The organism is Streptomyces genisteinicus, from assembly GCF_014489615.1.
Lineage (GTDB): Bacteria > Actinomycetota > Actinomycetes > Streptomycetales > Streptomycetaceae > Streptomyces > Streptomyces genisteinicus.
Window position 1 is genome coordinate 814,963 of the sequence record NZ_CP060825.1, and the last position, 13,405, is coordinate 828,367.

Sequence of the window (13,405 nt, forward strand, 5' to 3'; positions counted from 1 at the left end):
CTCATGCAGATTCGCGACCTTCCGTATCCCGATCCAGGCGAACCGGACACCCGTTCGGGCACCCGCTATCTGCTGTGGCTCGGCCGGGGCCAGCTGCGCGGGCAGCTCGTCACCCTGGCCTGGGGCCTGCTGCACTTCGTCTCCGTGATGGCCCTTCCGTACGGCGTCGGCCTCGCCGTGCAGGCCGTCGTCGACGGATCGGGGGCCCGGCTCGCCGCGGCGGGCGGGGTGCTGGCGGTGTCCGCCGTCCTCATCGCGCTCGGCGACACGATGCTGCACCGCACCGCCGTCACCAACTGGATCACCGCGGCCGCCCGGACCCAGCAGCTGCTCGCCCGCAAGACCGCCTCGCTCGGCTCCGCGCTCACCCGCCGGGTGGCCGCGGGCGAGGTGGTCGCCGTCTCCACGGGCGACGTGGAGAAGATCGGCTGGTTCGTCGAAGGCGTCTCCCGCTTCCTGGCGGCGGCGATCACCGTCGTCCTGGTCTGCGTGGGCCTGTTCGTGTACGAACCGCATCTGGGTCTGCTGGTGGCCCTCGGCGTTCCGGTCCTCGCGCTCGGCGTCCTCCCGCTGCTCCCCCGCGCCACCCGGCTCGCCGACGTGCAGCGCGAGAAGGCGGGGCGGGCCACCGAACTGGCCTCCGACACCGTGGCCGGCCTGCGGGTGCTGCGCGGCATCGGCGGCGAGGAGCTCTTCCTCGACCGGTACCGGGCCGCCTCGCAGGAGGTCCGCGGCGCCGCCGTGCGCAGCGCCGGGATGTGGTCGCTGATCTCCGGCATCCAGGTGCTGCTGCCGGGCCTGCTGATGATCGGCGTCGTCTGGTACGGCGTCGGGCTGGTCGGCGACGGGCGGATCGCGGTCGGCGAACTCGTCACCGTCTACAGCGCGGTGATGCTCCTGGGGTATCCGCTCCGTCATTTCGAGGAGATCGCGATGGCCTATTCGTTCTCCCGCCCGTCGGCGCGCCGCGCCGCGCGGGTGCTGGCGCTGGAGCGCACCGCCACCACCGGCTCCACTGCCGCCGCTGCCGACACGGCCGACGCCCCGAACGCCCCCGGCGCCGGGCGTGCCGCCGCCTCCGGGGAGCTGTACGACCCCGCCAGCGGGCTGCTCGTCCCCGCCGGTTCGCTGACCGCGGTGGTCTGCGGCGACCCGGACGCGGCGGGCCGGCTCGCCGAGCGGCTCGGCGGGCACCCCGCCGACCCGGACGGCCTGCCCTCCGTCCTGCTCGGCGGGGTGCCCCTCGACGGTCTCTCCCTCGACGAGGCCCGGACCGCCGTGCTCGTCCAGGACAAGGACCCGGTGCTGCTCTCGGGCAGCCTGCGCGAGCTGCTCGCCGTCCCGGCGTCCGGCGCCGTCGCCCCGCGGGACGCGCTGGCGGCCGCGGAGTGCGGCGACGTCCTGGCGGCCCTGGCCCAGGCCGCCCTCGACGACGACCCGATGGAGGCGCCGGTCACCGAGCGGGGCCGTTCGCTGTCCGGCGGACAGCGGCAGCGCATCGCGCTCGCCCGCTCGCTGGTCACGGACCCCGCGGTGCTGGTGCTCGACGAGCCGACCTCGGCCGTCGACTCGCACACCGAGGCGCGGATCGCCGACGGTGTGCGGGCGCTGCGCACCGGTCGCACCACGGTCGTGCTCACCTCGTCACCGCTGCTGCTCGACCGGGCCGACCGGGTCGTCCTGCTGCACGAGGGCGAGGCCGTGGCGGCGGGCACCCACCGCGAGCTGCTGGACACCGAACCCCGCTACCGGGCCGTCGTCACCCGCGAGACCGACGAGGAACGGCTCTCGGCCGTGTCCGGCGCGGCCCGCGCGGCGGCACCGAAGGACTTCGACATCGAGGAGACGGCATGATCGGCGTGGCGCCGCCGGAGTACGACCCGGCGGCCCCCCGGACCGCGAACACCCTGCCCGTGGGCTCGCCGGCGACCGTACGGGCCTATGTGCGGGAGCTGGTACGGCGTCACCGTGCCGCGTTCGGCGTGCTCATCGGGGTCAACACGGTCGCGGTGGTGGCCTCGATGGCGGGCCCCTGGCTGCTCGGCTCGCTCGTCGAGCGCGCCGCGGACGGGGCACGCGACCTGCATCTGGAGCGCACCGCCGCGCTGTTCGCCGCGGCCCTCGTCGTCCAGGCCGTCTTCGTACGGCTGATGCGGCTGCGCGGGGCGATCCTGGGCGAACGGATGCTGGCCGACCTGCGCGAGGACTTCCTCGTCCGGTCCGTCGGTCTGCCGCCGGGGGTGCTGGAACGGGCCGGGACGGGCGACCTGCTGTCCCGGATCACGACCGACATCGACCGGCTCGCGAACGCGATGCGGGAGGCCGTGCCGCAGCTGACGATCGGCGTCTTCTGGATCCTGCTGCTGCTCGGCGGGCTCACCGTGACCGCACCGCCGCTGGCGCCCGCCGTGCTGCTCGCGGTGCCGCTGCTGGTGATCGGCTGCCGCTGGTACTTCCGGCGGGCTCCGTCGGCCTACCGGTCGGAGGCCGCGGGCTACGCGGCGGTCGCCGCCGTGCTCGCGGAGACGGTGGACGCGGGGCGCACCGTCGAGGCGCACCGGCTCGGCGGGCGCCGGGTGGCCCTGTCGGACCGGCGCATCAAGGAGTGGACGGCGTGGGAGCGGTACACGCTGTCACTGCGCTCGGTGCTCTTCCCCGTGATCAACCTGACGCACGCGACGGTGCTCACCTCGGTGCTGATGGTCGGCGGGGTGTTCGTCCTCCAGGGGTGGATCGGCATCGGCCAGCTGACCACGTCGGCGCTGATCGCCCAGATGATGGTCGACCCGGTGAACCTGATCCTGCGCTGGTACGACGAGCTCCAGGTGGCGCAGGTGTCGCTGGGGCGGCTGGTGGGCGTCCGGGAGATCTCGTCCGACGAGGGCGACGCCGCGGTGCGGCCGGACGGGCGCGACGTGCGCGCCGACGAGGTGCGCTTCGGGTACCTGGAGGGCGTCGACGTGCTGCACCGGGTGTCGATGGACATCGCCCCCGGGTCCCGTCTGGCCCTGGTGGGGCCCTCGGGTGCGGGCAAGTCGACGCTGGGCAGGCTGCTGGCCGGGATCTACGCGCCCCGCGCGGGCACGGTCACGCTCGGCGCGGCCGAGCTGTCCCGGATGCCCGCGGAGCGGGTGCGCGAGCACGTGGCCCTGGTCAACCAGGAGCACCACGTCTTCACGGGCTCGCTGCGGGACAACCTGCGGCTCGCCCGCGCGGGCGCCGGCGACGCGGAGCTGTGGGCCGCGCTCGGCGCGGTCGACGCGGACGGCTGGGCCCGCGGTCTCGACGGCGGGCTCGACACCGAGGTCGGCTCGGGCGGCACCGCGCTCACCCCCGCGCAGGCGCAGCAGGTCGCGCTCGCCCGGCTGGTGCTGGCCGATCCGCACACCCTGGTGCTCGACGAGGCGACGTCGCTGCTCGACCCGAGGGCCGCACGCCATCTGGAGCGCTCGCTGTCGCGGGTCCTGGAGGGCCGGACGGTGGTGGCCATCGCCCACCGGCTGCACACCGCGCACGACGCGGACGTGATCGCCGTGGTGGAGGCGGGCCGCATCACCGAGCTGGGCAGCCATGACGAACTGGTCGCCGCAGGCGGCCCGTACGCGGCGCTGTGGCGGTCCTGGCACGGGTGAGACGTGCCGCGGGCCCGGGCCCGTGCGGGGTCCGTCCGCACGGACCGGGGGGCGCCGCCGGGGCCGGGCTCGGGCAGCGGCGCCATCCCGGGGTCGGGGCTCGGGCAGCGGTGCCATCCCGGGGTCGGGGCTCGGGGCTCGGGCTCCCGCGAACGGTCGGACACCGCCCAGAGGGCGTGTCAGCCCCCGCACGTGGTCCCGCGACCGGGCCGGATCCGGTCCGCCCCGCCGCCCGTCCCGCCCGGCCCGCGGACGGCTCCGTCCCGCCGCGTGGGACGGCGAGGGCGGCGCGGCGTGCGCGGGCGCACGGGGCCCTCGCCGGTGGTTACGCGGGTGCCCGCCACAGTGGTGCGCGACGTGCGCGGGCGCGCAGGGCCCTCGCCGGCCAGGTACCGCCGAAGATGCCCAAGGCCGTGCGGTGCGCGGGCGCACAGGGCCCTCGCCGGCCGAGCCGGCCGTGCGCCCCGGCCAGACGTGACGCGCGGGCGCACGGCCCCCGGGGCAGCGTCACCGCGCCTGCTCAGTGGTGGGACATGACGCGCGCGGGCGCACGGGCCCCCGACCGGACACGCGCCGCCGGGCAGCGGGGCGCGCACAGGACCGCGCGCCCCGCTCAGATGACGTTCAGCGCCGCCGCGCCGCCGATGCCGCCCAGCAGCATGAAGGCGGGCATGAGCACCTTCAGCTCCACCCAGCTGCCGGCCCGGAAGCGGATGGCCTTCGGCGGGCCCACCGGGTACCAGCGCTTGCGTCCGATCGGGATGGGCCACAGGATCGGGCAGCCGGAGACGGTCAGGGCGTCGCCGATGTCGTGGACGAGAGCGCCGAGCACGATGGGCAGGCCCAGCCACAGGTACTCCTGGCCGGGCGCCTCGAAGAGCCAGTTCGCGCCGTTCCCGGACTGGTCGAGGACGCCCGCGAGGATCCACGCGCTGGTCGCCCCGAGCAGCCAGACGAGCACGTCGCTGGAGACCCGGGCGGCGCGCCACAGCAGACCCTCGACGGCGAGCACCATGTGCACGAAGAGCAGGCCGAGGACGGCCCACCGGCCGCCGAGGACCGCGAGCGCGGAGGCCCCGCCGCCGATGAGGACGGCCCAGAGCCAGGTGTGGGTGAGGGTGCGGTGGCCTCCGGTGCGCCGCGCGTCGCCGGGCTTGCGGGTCGCCTTGTAGACGGCGAAGGACAGCTTGTCGACGATCCCGCACAGCGCCCGGGATATCGGCCCGAAGGCGCGGGAGATCGTGGCGGCCTTGTGGTCGAGGTCCGGCGCCAGTGCCGCGCCCGCGCAGATGAGGGCGCCGACGACGAGTACCGGCCACGGCATCGGATGGCCGGCCGCGGCCGTCGCGGCGCCCACCCCCAGCCACGCTGCCGCGCCGGAGAGTGAGTGCGCCGGTCCCATCATCTGCCTGTCCCCGCCCCGTCATCCGTTGTACCGCTCGTGAGTTGACGGGTCAGCGTACCGTTCGTGATCTTCGCGGTGCCGGGCGGTTCCCTCATCCGGGGGGAAGGCAGGCAAGATGGGGGCGTGACCCTCATCGATCAGCTTCCGCCCGACGCCGACCCCGACGCCCTCTTCGAGTCCTTCTCCTCATGGGCCGAGGAGCAGGGCATCACGCTCTATCCGGCTCAGGAGGAGGCCCTGATCGAGGTGGTGTCGGGGGCGAACGTGATCCTGTCGACCCCCACGGGCTCGGGCAAGAGCCTGGTCGCGGCGGGCGCGCACTTCGCGGCGCTCGCCCGGGACGAGGTCACCTTCTACACCGCGCCGATCAAGGCGCTGGTGTCCGAGAAGTTCTTCGACCTGTGCAAGCTCTTCGGCACGGAGAACGTCGGCATGCTGACGGGCGACGCCTCGGTGAACGCGGACGCGCCGGTCATCTGCTGCACGGCCGAGGTCCTGGCGTCGATCGCGCTGCGGGACGGCCGGGACGCGGACGTCGGCCAGGTCGTGATGGACGAGTTCCACTTCTACGCGGAGCCCGACCGCGGCTGGGCCTGGCAGATCCCGCTGCTGGAGCTGCCGCAGGCGCAGTTCGTGCTGATGTCGGCGACGCTCGGCGACGTGTCGATGTTCGAGAAGGACCTGACGCGGCGGACGGGGCGCGAGACGACGGTGGTCCGCTCGGCGACCCGCCCGGTGCCGCTGTCGTACGAGTACGTGACGACGCCGATCACCGAGACGCTGACGGAGCTGCTGGAGACGAAGCAGGCGCCCGTCTACATCGTGCACTTCACCCAGGCCCAGGCGGTCGAGCGGGCGCAGTCGCTGATGAGCATCAACATGTGCACCCGCGAGGAGAAGGACCGGATCGCCGACCTGATCGGCAACTTCCGCTTCACCACCGCATTCGGGCGCAATCTCTCCCGCTACGTCCGGCACGGCATCGGTGTGCACCACGCCGGCATGCTGCCGAAGTACCGGCGGCTGGTGGAGAAGCTGGCGCAGGCCGGGCTGCTCAAGGTGATCTGCGGCACCGACACCCTCGGTGTCGGTGTCAACGTGCCCATCCGGACGGTGCTGTTCACCGCGCTGACCAAGTACGACGGCAACCGGGTGCGGGTGCTGCGGTCGCGGGAGTTCCACCAGATCGCGGGCCGGGCGGGCCGGGCCGGCTTCGACACCGCGGGCTTCGTGGTCGCGCAGGCGCCCGAGCACGTCATCGAGAACGAGAAGGCGCTGGCGAAGGCCGGCGACGACCCGAAGAAGAAGCGGAAGGTGGTCCGCAAGAAGGCGCCGGAGGGGTTCGTCGCCTGGTCGCAGAACTCGTTCGAGAAGCTGATCGCCTCCGACCCCGAGCCGCTGACCTCGCGGTTCAAGGTCACCCACGCCATGCTGCTGTCGGTGATCGCCCGGCCGGGCAACGCCTTCGACGCCATGCGCCGGCTGCTGGAGGACAACCACGAGCCGCGCAGGCAGCAGCTGCGGCACATCCGGCGGGCCATCGCGATCTACCGCTCCCTGCTGGACGGCGGGATCGTGGAGCGGCTGGACACCCCGGACGCGCAGGGCCGGATCGTGCGGCTGACGGTCGACTTCCAGCAGGACTTCGCGCTCAACCAGGCGCTGTCGACGTTCGCCCTGGCCGCCTTCGACCTGCTGGACCCCGAGTCCCCGTCGTACGCGCTGGACATGGTCTCGGTCGTCGAGTCGACGCTGGACGACCCGCGTCAGATCCTCGCCGCTCAGCAGAACAAGGCCCGGGGCGAGGCGGTCGGCGCGATGAAGGCCGACGGCGTCGAGTACGAGGAGCGGATGGAGCGGCTCCAGGAGATCTCGTACCCGAAGCCGCTGGAAGAGCTGCTGTGGCACGCGTACAACCTCTACCGGAAGTCGCACCCGTGGGTCGGCGACCACCCGGTGTCGCCGAAGTCGGTCATCCGGGACATGTACGAACGGGCGCTGTCCTTCACGGAGTTCACGTCCTTCTACGAGCTGGCCCGCACCGAGGGCATCGTGCTGCGCTATCTGGCGGGCGCGTACAAGGCGCTGGACCACACCGTCCCGGACGATCTGAAGTCGGAGGACCTCCAGGACCTCATCGCGTGGCTGGGCGAGATGGTGCGCCAGGTGGACTCCAGCCTGCTGGACGAGTGGGAGCAGCTGGCCAACCCCGAGGTGGAGACGGCGGAGCAGGCGCAGGAGAAGGCCGACCAGGTGAAGCCGGTGACGGCCAACGCCCGTGCCTTCCGGGTGCTGGTGCGCAACGCGATGTTCCGCCGGGTGGAGCTGGCGGCGCTCGACCAGGTCGGCGCGCTCGGCGAGCTGGACGCCGCGTCCGGCTGGGACGCGGACGCCTGGGGCGAGGCCATGGACGCGTACTGGGACGAGTACGAGGACCTCGGCACCGGCCCGGACGCCCGCGGCCCGAAGCTGCTGGCCATCGAGGAGGACCCGGCGCACGGCCTGTGGCGGGTGCGCCAGACGTTCGCCGACCCGGAGGGCGACCACGACTGGGGCATCAGCGCGGAGGTCGACCTGGCCGCCTCCGACGAGGAGGGCCGGGCGGTCGTGCGCGTCACGTCGGTGGGCCAGCTCTGACCGGCCGCCCGCCCGTGTCCGGTGCGACCGCCCTTCAGCAGGGACGCGACCGTCCTTCAGCAGTGAGAGGACTGCCATGACGAATCCGGCCGAACGGCTGGTGGATCTGCTCGACCTGGAGCAGATCGAGGTGAACATCTTCCGGGGCCACAGTCCCGACGAATCGCTCCAGCGCGTCTTCGGCGGGCAGGTCGCGGGACAGGCCCTGGTCGCGGCCGGGCGGACCACGGACGGCGGGCGGCCGGTGCACTCGCTGCACGCGTACTTCCTGCGCCCGGGGATTCCCGGGGTGCCGATCGTGTACCAGGTCGAGCGGGTGCGCGACGGACGGTCGTTCACGACCCGGCGGGTCACCGCCGTGCAGGCCGGGCGCACGATCTTCAACCTGACCGCGTCCTTCCACCTCCCCGAGCCGGAGAGCATCGAGCACCAGCTCCCGCCGCGGTTGGACTTCCCCGGTCCGGACGGGCTGCCGCCGGTGGCGCAGGAGATCAAGGAGCACCTGGGCGCGCTTCCGGAGTCGCTGGACCGGATGGCGCGGCGGATGGCGTTCGACATCCGCTACGTGGACCGGCTGCGGTGGACGCGCAAGGAGGTCGAGGACGCGGAGCCGCGCAGTGCGGTGTGGATGCGTGCCGTGGCCCCGCTCGGCGACGACCCGCTGGTGCACACCTGCGCGCTGACCTACGCGAGCGACATGACCCTGCTGGACGCGGTGCGCATCCCGGTGGAGCCGCTGTGGGGTCCGCGCGGTTTCGACATGGCGTCGCTGGACCACGCGATGTGGTTCCACCGGCCGTTCCGGGCCGACGAGTGGTTCCTGTACGACCAGGAGTCGCCGATCGCGACCGGCGGGCGGGGCCTGGCCCGGGGCCGCATCTACGACCGGGAGGGCAGGCTGCTGGTGTCGGTGGTCCAGGAGGGACTGTTCCGCAGGCTTCCCTGACGGCCGCCGCACCCGGAGCCCCGGCGCTCTCCGCACACCCGCGAAAAACGATCACACCGCACGACGATCACCCAGCCGGACGGTCATCCCATTCGACGATCATCCGGCACGACGACCGAGGAGTTCCGCATGTCCCTGTTCGACATCCCCCTGCGCACGCTGGACGGCACGCCCACGACGCTCGCCGAGCACCGGGGCAAGGCGGTCCTGGTGGTCAACGTGGCCTCCCGCTGCGGTCTGACGCCGCAGTACGAGGGCCTGGAGCGGCTCCAGAAGACCTACGGCGACAAGGGGTTCACCGTGGTCGGCGTGCCCTGCAACCAGTTCATGGGCCAGGAGCCCGGCACCTCGGAGGAGATCGCGGAGTTCTGCTCGGCGACGTACGGGGTGACGTTCCCGCTGCTGGAGAAGACCGACGTGAACGGCGCGGACCGGCACCCGCTGTACGCGGAGCTGACGCGGACGGCGGACGCCGGAGGCGAGGCTGGTGACGTGCAGTGGAACTTCGAGAAGTTCCTGATCTCGCCGCAGGGCGAGGTGACGCGGTTCCGTCCGCGCACCGAGCCGGAGGCCCCGGAGGTCGTCTCCGCGGTCGAGGCGCTGCTGGCCGCCTGAGCGCACGCACGCACCGGGCGCCGGACCCCCCGGGGGGTCCGGCGCCCGGTGCGTGCGGTGGGCGGTGCGTGCGGCGCCCGGTGCGTGCGGTGCGCGGGTCAGCGGATGGGCATGCCCGCCAGGGTGCGGGCGATGACCAGGCGCTGGATCTCGCTCGTGCCCTCGAAGATCGTGTAGATCGCCGCGTCGCGGTGCATCCGCTCGACCGGGTACTCCCGGGTGTAGCCGTTGCCGCCGAGGATCTGGATGGCCTGCGCGGTGACCTTCTTGGCCGTCTCGCTGGCGAAGAGCTTGGACATGGAGCCCTCGGCCGAGGTGAACGGCTTGCCGGCGGTGGCCATCCAGGAGGCGCGCCAGACCAGCAGCCGGGCCGCGTCGATCTGGGTGCGCATGTCGGCGAGCTGGAAGGCGACGCCCTGGTTGTCGATGATCGGGCGGCCGAACTGCTCGCGGGTCTTCGCGTACTCCAGGGCCTCCTCGTAGGCGGCGCGGGCCGTGCCGACGGCCATGGCGCCGACGGCGGGGCGGGAGGCCTCGAAGGTGGCCATGGCGGCGTTCTTGACCCGCTCGCCGCCGGACCTGGCGCGCTCCCGGGCGCGGGCGAGGCGCTCGTCGAGCTTCTCCTTGCCGCCGAGGAGGCAGTGGCCGGGCACCCGGACGTTCTCCAGGACGACCTCTGCGGTGTGCGAGGCGCGGATGCCGTGCTTCTTGAACTTCTGCCCCTGGGAGAGTCCGGGGGTGGCGGGCGGCACGATGAAGGAGGCGTGCCCCTTCGAGCCGAGCTCCGGGTCGACGCAGGCGACGACGACGTGGACGTTGGCGATGCCGCCGTTGGTCGCCCAGGTCTTGGTGCCGTTGATCACCCACTCGTCCTTCGCCTCGTCGTAGACCGCGCGGGTGCGCATGGCCGCGACGTCGCTGCCCGCGTCGGGCTCGGAGGAGCAGAAGGCGGCGACCTTGACGTCGTCGGCGTCGCCGTACATCTGCGGGATCCAGGTGCCGACCTGCTCGTCGGTGCCGTTGGCGATGACGCCGACGGCCGCGAGGCCGGTGCCGACGATCGACAGGCCGATGCCGGCGTCGCCCCAGAAGAGCTCCTCCATCACCATCGGGATGCCGAGTCCGGTGGGGTCGAAGAACTGCTGGGCGTAGAAGTCCAGCGAGTAGATGCCGAGCTTCGCCGCCTCCTGGATCACCGGCCAGGGCGTCTCCTCGCGCTCGTCCCACTCGGCGGCGGCGGGGCGCATGACGTCCTTGGCGAAGCCGTTCAGCCAATCGCGGACCTGCTTCTGGTCCTCGTTGAGATCGAGCGTGAACTCGGCCATGTCCCCTCCAGCACTATGGCGCCGACCAGCGCGTTACTTGCGGTAACGAGGAGTCTGTTACCGATGAGTAGCACCTGTCAACCGAGGCGGCCGGACGACCGGTCGCCGCAGGTGGGTGTTACCTTGCGCGTCACGCATTCGCAAGGGCGGGGAGAGACGGACATGGAGACCACGCAGCAGCAGCGGTCGGCGGACGACCGGCGCCGGGAGCTGCTCGAAGCTGCGGACCGGGTCGTGCTCCGCGACGGACCGCAGGCGTCCATGAACGCGATCGCCGCCGAGGCGGGCATCACCAAGCCGATCCTCTACCGCCACTTCGGCGACAAGGGCGGACTGTACCGCGCGCTCGCCAAGCGCCACACCGACGCGCTGCTGCGGGCCCTGAAGGTGGCCGTCGACGCCCCGGCCGACCGCCGCGAACGGGTCGCCGGCACGCTCGACACCTACCTCGCGGCGATCGAGGCCAGGCCGCAGGTCTACCGCTTCCTGATGCACCCGGCCGAGGGCCCCCCGAACGCCTCGGAGCAGGGCTTCGACGTCGGCCTCCACTCCGCTCCCCTGCTGCGCCGCCTGGGCGAGGAGCTCGGCAAGGTCATCGCCGACCGCGTGGACCTCGGCCCCTCCGGCGACATGGTGGCCCGGATGTGGGGCCACGGGATCGTCGGCATGATGCACGCGGCGGGCGACTGGTGGCTCGGCGAACGCCCCTGCCCGAGGGCCGAGCTGGTGGAGAACCTGACCGATCTGCTCTGCGGGCGCCTCTTCGACGCGCCCGACCGGCTGGGCGGCCCCGGCTTCTGACCCTCCGGCACACCCCTGGGCCCGCCGACACGCCACGGCCCCGCGACGCGCACCGTCTCCCGGTCCACGCCCGCCCCGCCGGGCAGCGCCCGACCCGCCGGTCAGCGCTCCCGGAGCCGTTCCACCCGCTCGGCCGTGGACCAGGACGCCTTGCGTGCCGCGCGGGCCAGACGCGAACGGCGCCACGGGGAGAGCCGGTCCGCGTACACCAGCCCGTCCAGATGGTCGCACTCGTGCTGGAGGCAGCGGGCGAAGAACCCGGTGCCCTCGATCCTGACGGGACTGCCGTCGCCGCGGACGCCCTCCACCACCGCGCGGTCGTACCGGTCGGTGGGCGCCTGGAGACCCGGGAGGGAGAGGCAGCCCTCGGTGCCGCGCACCACGACCCCGTCGGCCTCGACGAGGCGCGGGTTGACGACGTGGCCGACGTGGCGGACCTCCTCGTCGTCCGGGCAGTCGTACACGAACACCCGCAGCCCCACGCCCACCTGGTTCGCCGCGAGCCCGACCCCCTGGGCCGCGTACATCGTGGCGAACATGTCCTCCACGAGGCGCGACAGCTCCGCGCCGAACTCGGTGACGGGCCCGCAGGGGGCGTGCAGCACGGGATCGGCGAGCAGGCTCATGGGCCTGACCAGTCCGGAACTGCCGGGGATCGGCCGGTTTCGCATGGCGCACAGCCTACGGTCCGGGTGACCTCCGCCTTCCGGGACGGTGCCGCGGTACGGCGGCCGGAGAAGACATCGATAGGCTGAGTGCGGACCGATGCAAGGAGGATCAAGGACGATGTCAGGCAACTCGGAGCTGACGCCGCGAGCCAAGCTGGCCGTGACGGCGGGCAAGGCCGCGGCCGCGGTGTCCCGTGCCGCCGGACGCGGCAGCGGATCGGTGATCGGCGGCCGGGTCGCGCTGAAGCTCGACCCCGACCTGCTGGGGCGGCTGGCGCAGCACCTGGACGTGGTCCTCGTGTCGGCGACCAACGGCAAGACGACCACCACCCGGCTGATCGCCGAGGCGCTGCGCGCGGCCGGCCCGGTCGTCTCCAACGCCCTGGGCGCCAACATGCCCGCGGGCATCACCTCGGCGCTGGCCGGCGGCTCGGAGTCCCGGTTCGGCGTCATCGAGGTCGACGAGAAGTACCTCGCCGGAGTCGCGCGCGACGTGACCCCGAAGGCCATCGCGCTGCTCAACCTCTCCCGCGACCAGCTCGACCGCGCGGCCGAGACCCGGATGCTGGCCGAGAAGTGGCGCGAGGGGCTCGCCGGCTCGAAGGCGACCGTCATCGCCAACGCCGACGACCCGCTGGTGGTCTGGGCCGCCTCCTCGTCGCCCAACGTCGTGTGGGTGGCCGCCGGGCAGGAGTGGAAGGACGACGCCTGGTCCTGCCCGTCCTGCGGCGGTGTGATGCAGCGCCCCGGGGACGACTGGTTCTGCGGCGAGTGCGGCTTCCGCCGCCCCGCGCCGAGCTGGGTGCTCAGCGGGGACCACGTCATCGACCCGCACGGCAGCGCCTGGCCGATCCACCTCCAGCTCCCCGGCCGCGCCAACCGGGCCAACGCCGCCACCTCGGCCGCCGTCGCCGCCTGCTTCGGCGTGCCGCCGCAGGTCGCGCTGGAGCGGATGTACCAGGTGCAGGCGGTGGCCGGCCGGTACGACGTGGTCTCGTTCCTCGGCCGCGACGTACGCCTGCTGCTCGCCAAGAACCCGGCCGGCTGGCTGGAGACCTTCTCGCTGATCGACCCGCCCCCGACGCCGGTGATCCTCTCGGTCAACGCCCGGGGCGCGGACGGCACCGACACCTCCTGGCTGTGGGACGTGGACTACACCCGTCTCGCCGGCCACCCGATCTACGTGATCGGCGACCGCAGGCTGGACCTCGCGGTCCGCCTGGAGGTCGCGGGCCTCGACTTCCGGGTGTGCGAGAGCGTCGACGAGGCCGTCCAGTCGGCGCCGGGCGGGCGGATCGAGCTCATCGCGAACTACACCGCCTTCCAGGACGTGCGCCGCCGGGTCGGCAACTGAGCAGCGGACGGACGAAAAGGAC

10 protein-coding genes are annotated in these 13,405 nt (G+C 73.1%); 7 read left to right on the top strand and 3 right to left on the bottom strand.

All coding sequences use genetic code 11. The features are described from left to right. Positions 1 to 3: 3 nt before the first annotated feature. Positions 4 to 1,854 carry an ABC transporter ATP-binding protein gene (locus IAG43_RS03540; protein WP_187739289.1) on the top strand — a complete coding sequence of 617 codons (1,851 nt, stop codon included), beginning with the start codon at positions 4 to 6 and terminating at the stop codon, positions 1,852 to 1,854. Next, on the top strand, positions 1,851 to 3,632 hold the full coding sequence (locus IAG43_RS03545; protein WP_187739290.1) for an ABC transporter ATP-binding protein: 1,782 nt from the start codon (positions 1,851 to 1,853) through the stop codon (positions 3,630 to 3,632). Before IAG43_RS03540 ends, IAG43_RS03545 begins: the two co-directional genes overlap by 4 nt. 613 nt (positions 3,633 to 4,245) lie before the next feature. On the opposite strand, the gene IAG43_RS03550 is transcribed toward IAG43_RS03545, so the two are convergent. Further along, positions 4,246 to 5,037, bottom strand: a complete 792-nt coding sequence (locus IAG43_RS03550; RefSeq protein ID WP_187739291.1) for a metal-dependent hydrolase — start codon at positions 5,035 to 5,037, stop codon at positions 4,246 to 4,248. 123 nt (positions 5,038 to 5,160) lie between these two features. Between IAG43_RS03550 and IAG43_RS03555 the strand changes: the two genes are divergently transcribed. The 3 genes from IAG43_RS03555 (at position 5,161) to IAG43_RS03565 (ending at position 9,235) form a co-directional block, all read left to right on the top strand. Continuing rightward, a complete protein-coding gene (locus IAG43_RS03555; protein ID WP_187739292.1) occupies positions 5,161 to 7,674 on the top strand; it encodes a DEAD/DEAH box helicase in 2,514 nt (837 codons plus the stop codon). Positions 7,675 to 7,750: 76 nt separating this feature from the next. Next, positions 7,751 to 8,620, top strand: a complete 870-nt coding sequence (locus tag IAG43_RS03560) for an acyl-CoA thioesterase (RefSeq protein WP_187739293.1) — start codon at positions 7,751 to 7,753, stop codon at positions 8,618 to 8,620. Positions 8,621 to 8,749: 129 nt separating this feature from the next. After that, the gene (locus IAG43_RS03565; RefSeq protein WP_187739294.1) at positions 8,750 to 9,235 is read left to right on the top strand and encodes a glutathione peroxidase; all 486 of its coding nucleotides are present in this window, start codon (positions 8,750 to 8,752) and stop codon (positions 9,233 to 9,235) included. A 98-nt stretch (positions 9,236 to 9,333) separates the two neighbouring features. Here the strand turns inward: IAG43_RS03565 and IAG43_RS03570 are convergent, their stop codons facing one another. Further along, positions 9,334 to 10,560: an acyl-CoA dehydrogenase family protein gene (locus IAG43_RS03570; RefSeq protein WP_187739295.1), complete on the bottom strand. Its 1,227-nt coding sequence runs from the start codon at positions 10,558 to 10,560 to the stop codon at positions 9,334 to 9,336. A 162-nt stretch (positions 10,561 to 10,722) separates the two neighbouring features. Between IAG43_RS03570 and IAG43_RS03575 the strand changes: the two genes are divergently transcribed. Beyond that, positions 10,723 to 11,361, top strand: a complete 639-nt coding sequence (locus IAG43_RS03575; RefSeq protein ID WP_187739296.1) for a TetR/AcrR family transcriptional regulator — start codon at positions 10,723 to 10,725, stop codon at positions 11,359 to 11,361. Positions 11,362 to 11,462: 101 nt separating this feature from the next. Here IAG43_RS03575 and def read toward each other — a convergent pair whose 3' ends face one another. After that, positions 11,463 to 12,032 carry a peptide deformylase gene (def, locus tag IAG43_RS03580; protein WP_187739297.1) on the bottom strand — a complete coding sequence of 190 codons (570 nt, stop codon included), beginning with the start codon at positions 12,030 to 12,032 and terminating at the stop codon, positions 11,463 to 11,465. 115 nt (positions 12,033 to 12,147) lie between these two features. On the opposite strand from def, the gene IAG43_RS03585 reads away from it, so the two are divergent. Continuing rightward, positions 12,148 to 13,383, top strand: coding sequence for a MurT ligase domain-containing protein (locus IAG43_RS03585; RefSeq protein ID WP_187739298.1), 1,236 nt, complete (start codon positions 12,148 to 12,150; stop codon positions 13,381 to 13,383). Positions 13,384 to 13,405: the final 22 nt, after the last annotated feature.